Origin of the sequence: Rahnella sikkimica, from assembly GCF_002951615.1 — a bacterium.
Lineage (GTDB): Bacteria > Pseudomonadota > Gammaproteobacteria > Enterobacterales > Enterobacteriaceae > Rahnella > Rahnella sikkimica.
Map to the genome: position 1 here is coordinate 4,073,235 of NZ_CP019062.1, position 17,202 is coordinate 4,090,436.

Annotated in this window: 15 protein-coding genes; 4 read left to right on the forward strand and 11 right to left on the reverse strand. The window is 52.7% G+C overall.

The genetic code is table 11. The annotated features are described in order from the left end of the window. Positions 1-132: 132 nt before the first annotated feature. The 3 genes from BV494_RS18810 (at position 133) to BV494_RS18820 (ending at position 5,050) form a co-directional block, all read left to right on the forward strand. Positions 133-801 carry a glutathione S-transferase family protein gene (locus BV494_RS18810; RefSeq protein ID WP_104924210.1) on the forward strand — a complete coding sequence of 223 codons (669 nt, stop codon included), beginning with the start codon at positions 133-135 and terminating at the stop codon, positions 799-801. A 425-nt stretch (positions 802-1,226) separates the two neighbouring features. Then, positions 1,227-2,594 carry an NCS2 family permease gene (locus BV494_RS18815; protein ID WP_104924211.1) on the forward strand — a complete coding sequence of 456 codons (1,368 nt, stop codon included), beginning with the start codon at positions 1,227-1,229 and terminating at the stop codon, positions 2,592-2,594. 806 nt (positions 2,595-3,400) lie between these two features. Then, a complete protein-coding gene (locus tag BV494_RS18820; protein WP_104924212.1) occupies positions 3,401-5,050 on the forward strand; it encodes a Na+/H+ antiporter in 1,650 nt (549 codons plus the stop codon). Positions 5,051-5,166: 116 nt separating this feature from the next. On the opposite strand, the gene BV494_RS18825 is transcribed toward BV494_RS18820, so the two are convergent. Next, positions 5,167-6,585: a glutamine synthetase family protein gene (locus BV494_RS18825; RefSeq protein ID WP_104924213.1), complete on the reverse strand. Its 1,419-nt coding sequence runs from the start codon at positions 6,583-6,585 to the stop codon at positions 5,167-5,169. Positions 6,586-6,852: 267 nt separating this feature from the next. Between BV494_RS18825 and BV494_RS18830 the strand changes: the two genes are divergently transcribed. Continuing rightward, positions 6,853-7,647, forward strand: coding sequence for a YaeF family permuted papain-like enzyme (locus BV494_RS18830; protein WP_192938030.1), 795 nt, complete (start codon positions 6,853-6,855; stop codon positions 7,645-7,647). A gap of 333 nt (positions 7,648-7,980) precedes the next feature. On the opposite strand, the gene BV494_RS18835 is transcribed toward BV494_RS18830, so the two are convergent. The 10 genes from BV494_RS18835 to dusB form a co-directional block, all read right to left on the reverse strand. After that, a complete protein-coding gene (locus BV494_RS18835; protein WP_101074916.1) occupies positions 7,981-8,742 on the reverse strand; it encodes an amino acid ABC transporter ATP-binding protein in 762 nt (253 codons plus the stop codon). An 8-nt stretch (positions 8,743-8,750) separates the two neighbouring features. After that, positions 8,751-9,860 (reverse strand): amino acid ABC transporter permease, encoded by a 1,110-nt coding sequence (locus BV494_RS18840; protein ID WP_416119772.1) that lies wholly within the window; start codon positions 9,858-9,860, stop codon positions 8,751-8,753. Positions 9,861-9,869: 9 nt separating this feature from the next. Next, positions 9,870-11,048 carry an amino acid ABC transporter permease gene (locus BV494_RS18845; protein ID WP_104924215.1) on the reverse strand — a complete coding sequence of 393 codons (1,179 nt, stop codon included), beginning with the start codon at positions 11,046-11,048 and terminating at the stop codon, positions 9,870-9,872. A gap of 217 nt (positions 11,049-11,265) precedes the next feature. Further along, the gene (locus tag BV494_RS18850) at positions 11,266-12,291 is read right to left on the reverse strand and encodes an amino acid ABC transporter substrate-binding protein (protein WP_104924216.1); all 1,026 of its coding nucleotides are present in this window, start codon (positions 12,289-12,291) and stop codon (positions 11,266-11,268) included. Positions 12,292-12,662: 371 nt separating this feature from the next. Next, positions 12,663-13,349 (reverse strand): CTP synthase C-terminal region-related (seleno)protein, encoded by a 687-nt coding sequence (locus BV494_RS18855; protein ID WP_104924217.1) that lies wholly within the window; start codon positions 13,347-13,349, stop codon positions 12,663-12,665. A gap of 155 nt (positions 13,350-13,504) precedes the next feature. Further along, positions 13,505-13,681, reverse strand: a complete 177-nt coding sequence (locus tag BV494_RS25895) for a hypothetical protein (protein ID WP_192938031.1) — start codon at positions 13,679-13,681, stop codon at positions 13,505-13,507. 83 nt (positions 13,682-13,764) lie between these two features. Continuing rightward, a complete protein-coding gene (gene lpxP, locus BV494_RS18860) occupies positions 13,765-14,685 on the reverse strand; it encodes a kdo(2)-lipid IV(A) palmitoleoyltransferase (protein ID WP_104924218.1) in 921 nt (306 codons plus the stop codon). Between the two features lie 418 nt (positions 14,686-15,103). Further along, entirely contained in the window at positions 15,104-15,532 is a 429-nt protein-coding gene (locus BV494_RS18865) for a DoxX family protein (RefSeq protein WP_104924219.1), read from the reverse strand. Positions 15,533-15,735: 203 nt separating this feature from the next. After that, positions 15,736-16,032, reverse strand: a complete 297-nt coding sequence (fis, locus tag BV494_RS18870; RefSeq protein WP_004097144.1) for a DNA-binding transcriptional regulator Fis — start codon at positions 16,030-16,032, stop codon at positions 15,736-15,738. A gap of 21 nt (positions 16,033-16,053) precedes the next feature. Continuing rightward, entirely contained in the window at positions 16,054-17,019 is a 966-nt protein-coding gene (gene dusB, locus BV494_RS18875; RefSeq protein WP_104924220.1) for a tRNA dihydrouridine synthase DusB, read from the reverse strand. Between the last annotated feature and the right edge of the window lie 183 nt (positions 17,020-17,202).

Consider the following 17,202-nt stretch of genomic DNA (forward strand, 5'->3'; position numbering starts at 1 on the left):
AAATAATTCTCTGGTTAATTTCTTTGTTAATAAACCTGAGAAACATCATGGTTTTTGAATGAATATGATCCGGCTATTCAGGCCTTGTCTATAGTTAACAAATAATTAAATGAAACAGGGTGGAAAATATTTATGATCATAGTGCATCATTTGGATAATTCACGTTCACAGCGAATCTTATGGATGCTGGAAGAACTGAGCGTTCCCTACGAAGTTAAGCAGTATCAGCGGGATAAAAAGTCGATGCTGGCCCCCGCTTCGCTGAAAAAAGTGCATCCTCTGGGTAAATCGCCGGTGCTGGAAGACAACGGGCTGATCCTTGCCGAGTCTGGTGCCATTATCGAATACTTGCAGGAAGTTTATGATGAGGCCGGGACGCTGAAACCGGCGGCCTTCGCTGAGCGTCAGCAATACCGCTACTGGATGCATTATGCCGAAGGTTCGCTGATGCCGTTGCTGGTGATGAAACTGATTTTCAGCCGTTTAGGCAAACCGCCGATGCCGTGGCTGATCCGCCCTGTTGCGGGCGCAATCGGGCAGGGCGTACAGAAAAACTATCTGGATAAACAAATTTATACCCACATGGATTATCTGGAGAAACATCTCGCCACGCATCCTTATTTTGCCGGCTATCAGTTCAGCGCAGCAGATATTCAGATGAGTTTCCCGATAGAGGCGATAAATGCACGTACCGGGCTCGGGAAATACCCACACATCAATGCGTGGTTATCGAATGTAACCGCGCGTCCTGCTTATCAAAAAGTCCTGGAGAATGGCGGACCCTTCACTATATTGCGTTAAATGCTGAGACTATTTTGTTGCGCTCAGGTGGTGAGAGAGTGATCCAATGAGCGCAACATTAAAACCCACGAAATAATCCTGTTTTCTCCGTGTTGCTTTCCCGTTTGTCGTCGCCAAAAGCGCTGATGCGCAACCGTTACCGCACAGCAAATCGCCAGCCGGATGAATTTACACCACAACCGCGTTTTTATTGACCGGACAACGGTAAATTGTCGTCGATCGTAGTTGAAATGAGGGGTTTAAAGGCCGGATAATCGTTTGCTTAATTATTTAGTCCCGCCATCCGCGATGTGAGTTAAACGTTTGCCTTGTAGATCTGACGCTGATTTCGGCGGTTTCAGGCTACGGGTAAGGAAGCGAACGTGAAGAAACGATTTCATAATGACCACGCCGGCTAATCAGTAAAGACATTCAGAGGATTTTCCATGTCGAGTCAACACCCTCAGACGGGCAGCGCTGTTGCGCCAAAAGGCCCGTTTGATGCATTTTTCAAAATCAGTGCGCGTGGCAGCAACGTCCGTCAGGAAGTGATCGCCGGTTTAACGACGTTTCTGGCGATGGTCTATTCGGTGATTGTTGTGCCGTCCATGCTGGGTAAAGCCGGGTTTTCACCGAGCGCGGTGTTTGTCGCGACGTGTCTGGTTGCCGGTTTTGGCTCCCTGCTGATGGGCTTGTGGGCAAATCTGCCGCTGGCGATTGGCTGTGCAATTTCTCTGACGGCGTTTACGGCATTCAGCCTGGTGCTCGGCCAGCACATCAGCGTACCGGTGGCGTTAGGCGCGGTGTTCCTGATGGGCGTGCTGTTCACGATTATCTCAGTCACGGGCATCCGCTCGTGGATTTTGCGCAACCTGCCGGCCGGCGTTGCGCATGGAACCGGCATCGGTATCGGCCTGTTCCTGTTGTTAATCGCTGCTAACGGCGTTGGCCTGGTGGTGAAAAACCCGCTGGACGGTTTGCCGGTCGCGCTGGGCGCATTTACCTCTTTCCCGGTGGTGATGACGTTGCTCGGTCTGGCGGTGATCTTCGGTTTTGAGAAACTGCGTGTTCCCGGCGGCATTTTGCTGGTGATCATCGCGATTTCCATTATTGGCCTGATTTTCGACCCAGCGGTGAAATATCAGGGTCTGTTCGCGATGCCTTCACTGGCAGGCGCAGACGGCAAATCCGTGATTTTCGATCTCGATATCATGGGCGCGCTGAAAGCCGCGGTGCTGCCAAGCGTTCTGGCGCTGGTGATGACGGCGGTCTTTGATGCCACCGGCACCATCCGCGCCGTCGCCGGGCAGGCAAACCTGCTCGATGAAAACGGTCAGATCATCAGCGGCGGCAAAGCCCTGACGGCGGACTCCGTGAGCAGCATTTTTGCCTCACTGGTCGGCGCGTCACCGGCGGCGGTTTACATTGAATCCGCAGCGGGTACGGCGGCAGGCGGCAAAACCGGTCTGACGGCCACTGTTGTCGGCATTCTGTTCCTGCTGATGTTGTTCCTGTCTCCGTTGTCCTATCTGGTTCCGGCTTACGCGACTGCGCCAGCGCTGATGTACGTCGGCCTGCTGATGCTCAGCAACGTGACCAAACTGGATTTCAACGACTTCGTCGACGCGATGTCTGGCCTGCTGTGCGCGGTATTCATCGTGCTGACCTGTAACATCGTCACCGGCATTATGCTGGGCTTCAGCGCGCTGGTGATTGGCCGCATCTTCTCCGGCGAATGGCGGAAACTGAACGTCGGGACGGTGATTATCGCAGTCGCGTTAGTGGTGTTTTATGCCGGTGGATGGGCGATCTGAATGCCAGGCCGGGCATTCGGTACGGCCATTTCTGACGGTGAAAGTTTCGGTTTTTCAATGGCGGTGATCGCCGCCATTAGCCATTTTTAAAGACAGGCTGGCGTAAGTTTCGGTTTTTCCTGTGCGGTTATCACATAGTCTTTCGCGCCGAAACCGAGCAGAGAGGAAAGTGCTTTTCCTCTCTGCACTCTCCTCGCTTTTTTACTGCGCGCTGTCGCTGGCTGGCTATGTTTCAGCGACTCTGGCTAGTGCCGCAAACGCCGCCGCTGCGCGGTGCTCTCGCCTCGGGTTCGAACCTGCTCGAAAAAAGACTCTCGCCGTTTCTCACTCCTCGCTCGACGTCGTTTTGAAAGCGGCCACTGGCTTCTCTAAATTCAAATGCAGACTGGTTTTATCTTTAAGAAGGGTAAGCTGGCGCGCTCAAAATCCAGCTGAACGGAGCGGCTTCGAGACCTATGGCTCGAAGACCGAGTGAAGGCAGCACGAAGTGCCTGGATTTGCGCCACACGCTGGAGTAACAGAACACGTCCATCGACCCAGCGACAGCGCGCAGTTAAAAAAACGCAGGATTCCAAAGGGTTTCGTTTAAAACCCTTTGGGCCAGTTTGGGCGGCGAGCCCAAGGTTTTGACTTTAAAGCCACTGTGAGTGGCAACTCAAGGTTTTGATTTTGGTTCTAAAACAGCTCTGCGCAGCCCCCAACCGCACGCATCGATTTAAATCATGTCCCCTTTTGATCTACTATTCCCCCTGTATGTGTCAGACCCCGTCTGATTGAAATCATAAAAACAAGAGTCTAAGGAAAGCATGGAAATCTTCTTTACCATTCTGATTTTGATTCTGGTGGTGTCGCTCTCCGGTGTCGTCACCAGAATGTTGCCGTTTCAGGTTCCTCTTCCATTAATGCAGATTGCCGTCGGTGCGGTACTGGCTGTGCCGAGTTTTGGCCTGCATGTGGATTTCGATCCGGAACTGTTTCTCGTCCTCTTCATTCCGCCGCTGCTGTTTGCTGATGGCTGGAAAACCCCGACCCGTGAATTCCTCCACCACGGGCGCGAAATTCTCGGGCTGGCGCTGGTGCTGGTGTTGCTCACCGTCGTCGGTATCGGTTATCTGATTTATATGATGGTGCCGGATATTCCGCTGGTTGCGGCGTTTGCGCTGGCAGCGGTGCTGTCACCCACCGATGCCGTGGCGTTGGGCGGGATTGTGGGCAAGGGCCGCATTCCGAAGTCGATCATGGGCGTGCTCGAAGGTGAAGCACTGATGAATGACGCGTCCGGCCTGGTGTCACTGAAATTTGCTATCGCCGTGGCGATGGGCACCATGATTTTCACCGTCGGCGGCGCGACCGTTGAGTTCCTCAAAGTCGCTATCGGCGGCCTGATGGCGGGTGTTGCGGTGACGTGGCTGTACAGTAAATCGCTGCGCATTATGAGCCGCTGGAGCGGCGATGACCCGGCGACACAAATCGTTTTCCTGTTGCTGCTGCCGTTCGCGTCTTACCTGATTGCTGAACACATCGGCGTGTCGGGCATTCTGGCCGCGGTCGCCGCCGGGATGACCATCAGTCAGTCGGGCATTATCCGTAACGCACCGCTGGCGATGCGTCTGCGCGCGAACAGCGTCTGGGCGATGCTGGAATTCGTGTTCAACGGCATGGTGTTCATCATGCTCGGTTTGCAGTTACCGGGCATTCTGGAAAATTCGATTGATCAGGCCACACATGACCCGTCAATCGTCACCTGGCACCTGTTTGCCGACGTCGGGATTATCTATTTTGCGCTGCTGATCCTGCGTTTCGTCTGGCTGTGGGTGATGAAAAACTTCAGCAACCGCTTCCTGAAAAAGAAACCGTTGCTGTTTGGCAGCTACAGTACGCGTGAGCTGTGGGTTGCGTCGTTTGCCGGTGTTCGCGGGGCGATTACCCTCGCCGGTGTGCTGTCGATCCCGCTGTTCCTCGCCGACGGTTCGGCCTTCCCGTCGCGTTATCAGCTCGTGTTCCTGGCGACGGGCGTCATTTTATTCTCTCTGATTGCCGGTGTGATTGCCTTGCCGTTCCTGCTCAAAGGCGTGGTGGTGGCCGACGGAACGACGTATCGCGAAGAAGAGCGAATGGCGAAATCCGTGGCGGCAGAAGTGGCGATCGAAAGCCTGCATAAGATGGAAGAACGTCTGGCGGCGGACACCGAAGAGAACATCGACGAACAGACGCTGAAGGAAATCAGTTCCCGCGTGATAGGCACGCTGCGACGGCGGACGGCGAATCGCGATGATATGGAAACCGCGCTGAAGCTCGAAAACTTAGAGCGCCGTTTCCGTCTGACCGCGCTGCGGGCCGAACGCGGTGAGCTTTATCATCTGCGCGCGACACAGAAAATCAGTAACGAAACGCTGCAAAAACTGCTGCACGACCTCGATTTGCTGGAAGCGTTGCTGGTCGAAAAAGAAGTCTGAAATGACGGTTTTTCGGCGTCAATCTGCCATAAAAGGCTTCCCGCGAACGGTGCGGGAAGCCTTTTTTTCACCCGAGAACAGGGCAGTACGGCATCACTGTTTAATAAGAAAATAACTTAATAGGAAAATGTACTTTCCTCTGGGGTGACGATACTTTCGAACCACGTCAGTTCAGAAAGTTTGGTCTGGATCCACTGTTGGGAAAACGCGTCACCCAGCGCCGAGGTTAAATACGGGCATTGCCGGAATTCATCAAGGGCGTGCTGCTGGAATAACGGCAACACCGGCGAGCAGGCCGTGAGGTCGGCGACCGGGTCGTCTTCAATTTTTTCCAGCCCGTAAAGCATCCCCGTCAGTATGGTGGCCATCGCCAGATAAGGGTTGGCATCTGACCCCGCCAGACGGTACTCAATGCGGCGATGCGCTTCACCTGAACAGGGAATGCGTAATGCCGCCGAACGCTGGTTTACGCCCCAGGAACTGAACAGCGGCTCATTCAGATTTTTACGTAATCGCCTGAATGCGTTGACGTTGGGTGCCAGAATTGCCATAGACGCAGGCATCAGGTTAAGCATTCCGGCGAGACAAAGGCGCATCATCTCATTCAGGTTTTTATCGCCGGAGGCAAAAACGTTATTGCCCTGTTCGTCGTTCAGGCTGATATGAAAATGCAGGCCGCTGCCCGACATCTGCGAATACGGTTTTGCCATGAAGTTGGCGTTAAACCCGAACTTGTGGGCCACGATACTGGTTAAGCGGCGAAGCGCCAGAACGTGCTCGCAAATGTCCACCACCTGTCCGGAGTGTTGCAGGTTTAGCTCAAACTGACCGGCTTCTGCTTCACACACAATGCCCGATAAAGGCAGATTTTGCAGTGCTGCCATCGTCTCCAGCTCTTCAATAAAGGCGGCGTGCTCTGACGGAACGGCTAAATGAAAACACCCTGAATTCTGAATATTACGTTTCTGGGCGTCTTCGAGATAAAACTCAATTTCGGGCGCGATCACCGGGTATAATCCATGCTCATGGAATTTACGTAATACGTTGGCAAGAATAATACGAGGTTCAAACGCATAGGGATTTCCCTGATCGTTTTTCATCGTCAGTAATATCTGTGCATTTTCAGCGGGATTATGGCCGCACGGGCGAAGTGTTCCTGCAACAGGAAAACATATTCTGTCCGGTTCATTCACCGCCAGATCATCATTCAGCGTACTTTGTACTTTTCCTTCTTTATCCATGGAATACACGGACTGAGGAAAGTAAGCGCCTTTTTCCAGTGAGAGCAGCGAGGTGATATTCATTCTTTTCCCACGGAACGAACCGTTGATGTCATTGAGATAAACATCAATATGTTTCGTATTTGGGTTTTTTAATAAATAACGTTCTGCTTCCTGACGAAAAGCGCTGTTATTATCGGTTATCGTGTTTTCAAGTGTAAGCTGGCTTTCATTAGCCACCAATTTTGAAACCACCGGAGCGTTGAATAAAGCAGGTGAGTATTTTAATAATGAAGGCTTGAATGTCGGATTCATCTTTTTCTTTCACGCATACCTTTCGGCGATTCAATCAGATTAATTTATGCCCCGATGAAATGATATATCGGCAACATAAAGATTAAAGTTGGCGGCGTAAAATTTTTATAAAGGAATGGAATGGTGCACCGGTGATGGGGGGATGTTTTGTTTATTTTTTCTGCTAGAATGCGGCGGTTATGTTTTCTGCGAAGCTGTTGTATATGCGGGAAAAATCTTAATAAAAAGAACATATGGAATTTCTATAATTCATGGCAAGGATGCAAAATGATTTATCTGAACCGGTCGGCGTTTTTCGCCGGTCTTTTATGGCTATCGGGATGCAGTACGCAGACGAATATTTCCCAGCAGGCGACGTTGCAGCCTTCGGCCAGTAAAACGGCGCTACACATGCAGCGTATTTCAACGCTTGAGAGCAATGACGCGGTGACCATCGGCGCGGAGCAGCTTCAACCTGGCGATATTCTGCTTTCCTCGACGACGGGCGTGACGTCGCTGGGGATCCGCTTGTTCAGCCTTTCGGGCGTCAGCCATGCGTCGGTTTATCTCGGGAATGGGGAAGTCGCTGAAGCCGTGGGTGAGGGCGTGCAGATTGTTTCTCTGGAACAGGCGTTGTCCCACAGTAATTCCATGGTGAGTTTGCGTAACCCAGGATTTAACGATGAACAGCTGCAACGGTTAAGATTCTTCGCGCAAAGCAAACGCGGGAAGAAATATAACTACAAAGGCATCGTGATTATCGCGCCGTATACGTTGTCCCGCCGGGTGTGCGATTTACCGGTGTTCTTCGGCAAAGGCCGCAGCCAGTGTTTTGATACGCTTGCCACCGTTCAGATTGGCGATCCGGCGGATACGCAGGAGACATTCTTCTGTTCGCAGTTTGTGATTGAAGCATTCAATTACGCAGGCAACCCGATTACCGTTTCAAACGCATTATGGATTTCGCCCGCCGATTTACTCCACATGCGTGAAGGCGATATTTCCTCGTTCACCCCCGTCCAGCCCTTGCAGTACGTCGGCCACCTGAAAAAATGGAATCTCTATAACGCTGTATTTGGTTAGAAAAAAGTAATTGAAACGGCCCGGTTTTTTCTTTCAAAAAAGCCCCTATGGCGCGCTCAAAATCTTGCTGATTGAGTGTTTCGAGACCTGAGTCTCGAACACCGAGTGAAGGTACCGCGAAGCGGCAAGATTTGCGCCACACGCGGGTGTCGCGAAATACGTCCGTCGTCACAGCGACAGCGCGGAGTAAAAAGCGGGGAGAAATCCAAAAGAGGGAAAGCACTTCCCTCTTTTGGTCGGTTTCGGCACAGCGAGTTAAGCGATCACCGTCCGTAAGAAACCGAAATTTTCACCTTTCCAGCCTGAAAAGCCGCTTCAAGCTGCGGCCTCAGCTTAATGAATAACCTGCGATAAGAACTCCCGCGTTCTCGCCGACTTAGGATTGGCAAAGAACTCCAGCGGTGGCGCCTCTTCCACGATCTCCCCGCGATCCATAAAGATCACCCGGTCGGCGACCGTTCTCGCAAAGCCCATTTCATGCGTGACGCACAACATGGTCATGCCTTCTTCGGCCAGCGTGATCATGGTGTCGAGCACCTCTTTCACCATTTCCGGATCGAGCGCAGACGTTGGCTCATCAAACAGCATGATTTTCGGTTTCATGCACAGCGAACGGGCGATCGCCACGCGCTGCTGTTGTCCGCCGGAAAGCTGACCGGGGAATTTGTTGGCATGTTCGGCGATACGCACGCGTTTGAGGTAATGCATCGCCAGCTCTTCCGCCTCTTTCTTCGGCATCTTACGCACCCAGCACGGAGCCAGCGTGCAGTTTTGCAGCACGGTCAGATGCGGGAACAGGTTGAAGTGCTGGAAGACCATTCCGACTTCGGTGCGCACGCGCTCGATGTTACGCAAATCATCATTCAGCTCGGTGCCGTCCACCACAATGCGCCCCTGCTGATGCTCTTCCAGATGGTTAATGCAACGAATGGTCGTTGATTTACCGGAGCCGGAAGGGCCGCACAGGACGATACGTTCGCGCGGTTTTACGTTCAGATTGATGTCTTTCAATACGTGGAACTGTCCGTACCACTTGTTCACGTTTTCCAGCGTGATCATCATATTTTGTTTTTCAGTGACTTGATGGTCGCTCATGGTTTACCTCAGTGTGCGGATCGCCCGGTGTGAAAGCGTCTTTCCAAATGCTGGCTATAACGCGACATGCTAAAACAGAAAATCCAGTAGACGGCAGCGGCGAAGACGTAGCCTTCGGTCGACATGCCGAGCCATTCAGGATCGACGGTGGCTTGCTGGACGCTGCTGAACAGGTCGAACAGACCGATAATGATCACCAGACTGGTGTCTTTAAACAGCGCGATGATGGTGTTGACCAGACCCGGTATCACCATTTTCAGCGCCTGCGGCAGAATGACTAAACCCTGCGTTTTCCAGTAGCCGAGCGCCAGCGATTCGGCGGCTTCTGTCTGGCCTTTTGGCAGTGCCTGCAAACCGCCACGCACCACTTCCGCGACATACGCCGACTGGAAAAGCACCACACCCACCAGTGCGCGCACCAGTTTGTCGATGTTGGTCCCTTCGGTCATGAACAGCGGCAGCATCACCGAGGACATGAAGAGCACGGTGATCAGCGGCACGCCGCGCCAGAACTCGATGAAAATCACTGACAGAATGCGCACGATCGGCAGACGCGAACGTCGTGCCAGCGCCAGCAAAATCCCCAGCGGTAACGCACCGGCGATACCGACGGCGGCAATGATCAGCGTCAGCGTCAGTCCGCCCCACTGGCGGGTTTCGACGAGGCTCAGACCCAATAATCCGCCGTACAGCATGATCCAGGTGAAAATCGGGAACAGAACAATCCAGGCCGTGATGTAACGGCCGCGGCGCGGCATCGCTTTGAAGAAAATCGGTGCCAGCGTCAGCAGACCGACAATCAGGGTGACGTTAATACGCCAGCGCTGATCAAACGGATACAGCCCGTACATGAACTGCCCGAAGCGCGCGTGGATAAACACCCAGCACGCCCCGGCTTTGGTGCAGTCCGTTCTTGCAGTCCCGACCCAGTTGGCCTGGAATATCACCCAGTTCAGCAGGGGAGGGATCACCAGCCACATCAGCCAGATACAAAACAGCGTCAGCAGGCTGTTAAACCAGCTGGAGAACAGATTTTTGCGCGCCCACAGCACGGCAGTCCCGACTGGCGTACCGGGCTTGACGGCTCTGACTCCGGGAGGAAGTGTTGTCATCGTCATGGTTTTCCCTTAACGCTCGACCAGCGCAATACGCCGGTTATAAATATTCATCAGGAAGGAGATGATCAGGCTGATAATCAGGTAAACGGACATCGTGATGGCAATGGTTTCAATCGCCTGACCGGTCTGGTTGAGTACGGTACCGGCAAACAGTGACACCATATCCGGATAGCCAATTGCGGCCGCCAGCGAGGAGTTTTTCACGATATTCAGATACTGGCTGGTCAGCGGCGGAATAATCACCCGCATCGCCTGCGGCAAAATAACCTGACGCAGCGTCACCGGATTCGGCAGGCCGAGCGAACGGGCGGCTTCATGCTGACCGTGCGAGACCGACTGAATGCCGGAGCGGATCACTTCCGCGATAAACGTGGAGGTATAGACCGACAGCGCCAGCGTCAGCGCGGCCAGTTCCGGGATGAGCACCATGCCGCCACGGAAGTTAAATCCGCGCAGCGCAGGCATATCCCAGTGCAGCGCGGGCCCGAAAATCAGGTGAGCCAGCCCCGGCAGGACGATAAGCATCACGACAGCCCACGGCCAGATGCGCCAGACGCGTCCGGTGTGGATCTGACGGAAATGGTTATAGCGTTTCAGCGCCAGGATCCCGGCAATCGCCAGCAGCAGCGCGATAAAGCCCGCGAGGCTGCCCGGTGCCAGTTCCGGTGACGGCAAATACAGACCACGGTTGCTGACGAAAATCGTGTCAAAAGCGTTCAGGCTCTGACGCGGCCCCGGCAGGTTTCGCAACACGGCGAAGTACCAGAAGAAGATTTGCAGCAGCGGGGGAATATTACGGAAAGTCTCAATATATACCGTTGAAACTTTACGGATCAGCCAGTTATCGGAGAGACGTCCTAACCCGATAATGAAGCCGAGAATCGAAGCGAAAACGATACACAGCGCGGAAACCAGCAATGTATTCAGCAGACCGATAACAAATACGCGTGCGTAGGTGTCGCCTTCCTGGAAATCGATAAGATGCTGAACAATGCCGAAACCGGCACCTTTTTCAAGAAACGCAAATCCCGAGGTGATCCCTCGCGTCGTTAGATTGGTAATGGTGTTGTGGAGCAGGTAACCGACACAGGCTACCAGCAACACCACCGCGAAAATTTGGTAAATCCAGGCTCGTACGGCTGGGTTGGTCAGCGAGAACGATCCTTTTCCGGTTGGGCGTTGCGACATAAAAAACCTCGACCTGCGGGTAAAACAGTGGAAGTGATGCACCGGGGAACGGCCTGTACATCAGCTTCCTTTATCAGACTCAACTTTTGTTTATCCAAAGTAATTGGCGTTGCAGCAAGGCGGCAAGGGAGGGAATCCCGATGAGCTGACACGGGTCAGTGATTCGGGTGACCGAGTGCCGCCAACGCCGCTGCAACGTCAAGTACGAAGGATAAAATTAGCGGACAGGTGGTGCGTATTGAATCCCGCCTGCATTCCACAAGGCGTTCTGGCCACGTTTGATTTTCAGCTCGCTGCCCTGACCGACGTTGCGTTCAAAGCTTTCGCCGTAGTTACCGACTTGTTTAACGATTTTCACGACCCAGTCATTCGGCACTTTCAGGTCAGCACCGTAAGTCCCGGTTTTGCCCAGCAGGTTGCTCATGTCTGGCGTGGTCGGGTTAGCGGCCAGTTGATCAACGTTTTTAGACGTCACGCCCATCTCTTCGGCATTCAGCATGGCATACAGAGACCAGCGGACAACGGCCAGCCAGTCTTCGTCACCACGACGCACGACCGGGCCCAGAGGTTCTTTAGAAATAACTTCTGGCAGAACGATGAAGTCGTCAGGTTTGCCCAGTTTGATACGCAGTGCGTAAAGCTGTGACTGGTCGGATGCCAGGGTATCGCAACGGCCTGAGTCCAGCGCTTTCGCACTTTCGTCTGAACGGTCGAAGGTCACCGGCGTATAGGTCATTTTGTTCGCTTTGAAGTAATCGGCTACGTTCAGCTCGGTATCCGTACCGGCCTGAAGGCAAACGGTTGCGCCGTCCAGCTCTTTCGCGCTTTTCAGACCCGCTTTCTTGTGGGTCAGGAAGCCGATACCGTCGTAGTAGTTCACGCCGGCGAAGATCATCCCCATGCCCGCATCGCGGGAAGAGGTCCAGGTGGTATTACGGGACAGGATATCCACTTCGCCAGACTGCAGGGCGGTGAAGCGCTCTTTTGCGGTCAGCGGGGTATATTTCACTTTCTCCGCATCACCAAACACGGCAGCCGCCACCGCGCGACAGACGTCAACGTCGATACCGGTGAATTTGCCTTTGGAGTCAGCGTAGGAGAAGCCTGGCAGGCCGTCACTGATACCGCATTGAACAAATCCTTTCTTTTTAACAGCATCCAAAGTGGTACCTGCGTGAGCCTGGCCAGCCAGAGTCACGAAACTTGCTGCGGCAATCAGCGTCGAGAGCAATATTTTTTTCATTAAGCGTCCTGTGAGACAAACTGAAAATTATTATTGTGTGAGTGCCGGAGCACCCTGTCTGTTTATGGGGCAACGCCCTCTGCACCTGTCTTTGCAAAGGGAGTGCCAACATTCAAAACGCCCGATCAATCAAGTCACCTTGAGGTTTTGCACAGTAACATTGATGGGCGTTATAAAATTTATTGCCCCGTTTGGGTGCGCGGTCAATGTGAGCGCCTTAAAACGGTGCGGTATATTTCAATATTGGAGTGCAGATCGCGGTCTTTGAAGCCGGGGGAAACAGGGCGTCATATTGGGTTAAAAAATGAGGCGTAACGATGAAGTCATCCCTCAGACCCGAAGGCCTGAGAGACAGTTTGAAAGGGTGTTGTTCAGAGTACGGACTTTATGAGTGCAGCCACCAGCGGCGGAAGCTGACCTTTTAGTGCGGCGCGTTCGGGCTGGAACAATGTAGCGACAAAGAACGGATGTCCCGGTAATTCGATGGCGCGAACTTCGCCGGCGGCATCGTGGCCGACCATTTTCAGTGGCTGAGTTTCCAGCGCGGCCTGAAACTCTGTATTGATACCGTAGCGGCAGTGATAGCCTTCTTCGGCTTCCAGTTTGCCGTAAGCGCGTGCGGGGATGCTGCCCGGCACAAACGTAATTTCGCTTTTGACTTCGACCATTTCGCAAGACAGCGCGCTGATCACCAGACGGCCTTCGGTGTCGGTTTCGCCGTGTCCGGCATCCTGCCAGTCCATGACGTTTCGCGCGTATTCAATGATGGCATGCTGGAATCCGCCGCAGGTGCCCAGAAACGGTTTACGATTCTCACGGGCAAAACGGATGGCGCTCAGCGCACCTTCTGTTGAACGGTACGGGCTGCCGGGGACGGTCCAGAAGGCATCGTAATCGTTGAGAATTTCAGGGGTAATGGTGTCGGTGGCGAGCCAGTCGGCGTGTATTTCAATGCTGAAGTGTTGTGCTGCGAGGTCGATGGCAAGGGGGATAGCTTGATGGGCTGTAAACGCGGAGTTGTAATCTCCGACCAGCGCCAGACGTACTAAAGTTTTCATCACTTCTCTCCAGGGCAGGTAAAAAGAGAGGTTACAGAAATGGGATTACTTTGTCGTTTGAAAAGTTTTCAATCGCATTTTTTGTTGCACAGCGGGCATTAAAAAACCCACGCAAGGTGGGTTTCCCGGAGGCGGCCTGACATCTTTATCCGGTCTTATTTTTTGTCGCCCTTAATTAATTTGCGTGCAGCAGCGATCTGGTCGTTATCCGGCGCTTTCGCTTTGGCATTATTGAGGGCAGTGCTGAGGCCTGAACGTCCCCACAGATCGAAGCTGTCGTCATCTTTGAGATGGTCAAAGATGGAAGGTGTCGCATCGGGTTTTTTAGCCATAAGAAGATGAGTCTCGCGTTAGTTTTTCAACGAAAAAGCCCGATGCAGTGTGCATCGGGCCTGATATCTTATTGCGTCAGCGGCTATCGATAAAGCGAAGGCGCTCCCGCCGGACGTGTTTTGAAGCGGCGGTGCAACCAGAGATACTGATCTGGCGCCCGCATGATCTCTTTTTCAATCACACGGTTCATGTAAGCGGCTGCGGCCATTTCGTCGTCAATCGGGTAATCCTCCAGCTGCGGTTGGATCACCAGTTCGTAACCTTTTCCGTCAGGCTTACGTATCAGAACCACCGTCACCAGCGCCGGTTTTGCCAGACGTGCCAGCATAAATGTGCCGCTGGTGGTGGCGGCCTGATCCACGGCAAACAACGGTGCGAAGACGCTGCCGCGCGGACCGTAATCCTGATCCGGTGCAAACCAGACGGCTTCGCCCTTTTTCAGCGCATGAACCATGCCGCGTAAATCTTTGCGATCCAGCATCGCTTTGTTCGAACGCAGTCGACCCCAGGTCTGCACAAATTCCATCGCTTTATTGTTATGCGGACGGTACATCGCCATCATCGGCTGACATAAACCCATCGCACGGCCGCCGAGTTCCAGTGACATAAAATGAACACCGATAACCAGCACGCCTTGATTGTTTTCCTGCGCCTTTTTCAGGTTTTGCAGGCCGCTCACGTCAAACCAGCGTTTTACGCGGGCATCAGACCAGAACCAGGCCATTCCGGTTTCCAGCAAACCCATGCCGAGCGATTCAAAATTGCTGACAATACGGGCTTCGACCTGATCAGCAGGCAGATCCGGGAAGCACAGTTGCAGGTTGCGGCGGGCAATCGACACACGACGTTTCAGAAAACGCATGGACGTGCGGCCAAGCCAGTTACCGAGCCGGTAAAGGATCGGGTAAGGAAGCTGAACCAGCAGGAACAGGACACCCAGGCCAAACCAGGTGAGCCAGTAGCGCGGGCGTAAGAATGATGCACTAAAGCGAGGAGACGTCATAAAAGCCTAATCATCTGCATAAAAAACGGGGGTAACGCGCAAGGAAATAGCGCAGTCGCGATACCGATTGTCTGGCAAAGACTGGGACAACGGGCGCTCAAAAACGTTTTGAAAACGACACAAGTTGACGCAACTTTTCTTTGTACAGACAGTGCTAAAAGGCGGGATCGCGAAGCTGAAGGGCTTTCCATAGGCGTTGAGCGGAGCGAACACGACTCTTAGCGAAAGTATAGCATGATGGGCTCTCTAACCGGAGAGGGGAGTTTTCCGATAAGCGCACTCTTTACCGTTTATTTACGCCCATTTTTGGCCGTTTTAACGAAAGCGTTGTGGAAAGAAGAGACTGTTTTTCGGAAGTTTAATCATACCTTACCGGAAAACGCAGCGTGCTTCGGGGGAAACACGCTGAGAGGGAAAATTAGCGGTATAACGGATTACTCATAACGGAATAGCGGCCGCAGCCGTACAGCGCAATCACGACGGCTGTCATGAAGTAATACACGATATCTTCAATCGCCCACGCACCGACCGGGGACAGCGCGAAAGTGTGGTTAATGCCAACCATCAGCCAGGCCACGATCATCGTTGCCGCCGCCGACAACGCAGCCAGACGGGTGAAAATCCCCAAAATCATCATGATCGGGGCAATCACTTCTCCGATAATCACACCATATGCCACGAACGCCGGAATGCCGTACCCGGCCAACATGCCCTGGATACCGCCAAGACCGTCATGCAACTTGTGCCAGCCATGGAAAATCAGCAGGCCGTAAGTGATTCGCAGCAGTAAAATGGCGAGATCAGGTTTGTTCAGCGCAGTGGTAAAACGGTTATAAAGTTGCTTCATTATTGTTACTCCCAGAGACGTTTTTTTTGTCTCTATAAAGTAATTCCTAATCGTTGACCTAAGGAGAGAATTATTCTCATTTGGGTTGATCTGGGTTAAGTTTTAAGCAAGTTTTAAGGCAGCAGATTGTCTGATAAGGATAAAAACAAAAAAGGCGCTCTCCTTGCGGAAAAGCGCCTTTTCAAGACAACGACTGATTAGTATCAGTTCATGCCGTATTTTTTCAGTTTCTTACGCAGCGTACCGCGGTTGATACCCATCATCAGGGCCGCACGAGTCTGGTTGCCACGGGTGTACTGCATCACCATGTCCAACAGTGGCTGTTCAACTTCAGCCAATACCAACTCATACAGGTCATTCACGTCCTGACCATTCAATTGAGCGAAATAGCCCTTAAGTGCTTGTTTTACCGAGTCACGCAGAGGCTTTTGAGTCACCTGGTCTTGTGAGTTTACGGTAGAAACGGTCAGTACGTCAGAATTCACGCGTTGTTCGAACATAGTTCTGTCAGCTCTTTTTTGTTACGCAAGATTTTCGAAATATGCTTCCAACGCCTCCAGCTGTTCGCTGGCATCCTCTATGGCGTTGAAGGAGCGCCGAAACTGGTCATTTGGGGCATGCTCCTGGAGATACCAGGAAACGTGCTTACGGGCGATACGGAATCCCTTGCCTTGACCGTAAAAGTCGTGCAATTCCCGTACGTGCCCTATTAACAAGCGCTGAACCTCACCCATAGGCGGTGGAGGTAACAGCTCCCCTGTGTCCAGATAATGCTGGATTTCCCGGAAGATCCAGGGTCTCCCCTGAGCGGCACGTCCTATCATCAGAGCATCAGCTCCGGTGTAGTCGAGTACCGCCCTGGCTTTATGCGGGTCAGTTATGTCGCCATTCGCGATAATCGGAATGGAAACACTCTGCTTAACTGTCCGAATACTGTCGTACTCTGCTTCTCCATTGAAGAGGCAGGCACGGGTTCGGCCATGAATAGTCAGGGCCTGAATTCCACAGTCTTCAGCCAATTGGGCAATTTGTACACAGTTACGGTGTTCCGGTGCCCATCCAGTACGGATTTTCAACGTGACCGGCACATCTACCGCATTCACAACGGTAGTGAGGATTTGTTTGACCAAATCCGGATACTGCAACAATGCAGATCCTGCCAGTTTGCGGTTCACTTTCTTGGCCGGGCAGCCCATATTGATATCAATGATTTGCGCACCGCTTTCCACATTAATTCGTGCAGCAGCCGCCATATCTTCGGGGTCACAACCGGCAATTTGCACGGCGCGGATCCCCGGTTCATCGTTATGTACCATGCGCAAACGTGACTTATCCGTACGCCACACCTCCGGATTGGAGGAGAGCATTTCAGATACTGCCATCCCAGCCCCCATCGCATGACATAAGGCACGAAATGGTCGGTCAGTGATACCGGCCATTGGGGCCGCAATCAGGCAATTTGTAAGCTGGATGTGTCCGATGCGCATGAACTAGGAATGACCATACTGATGTCCGCAAGGGCGCGTATATTACGCATTTTCGCCACGATATGAAAGGCCAAACTTTGAGCAATTTAATAAGAAAAAGCCTTGCCAAAGGAAAAATGCAGTGTGGTTTTGTCTTTTATCTTGGTTTTACATTGAGTTATGTGACACCGGTCAAATTGTGCG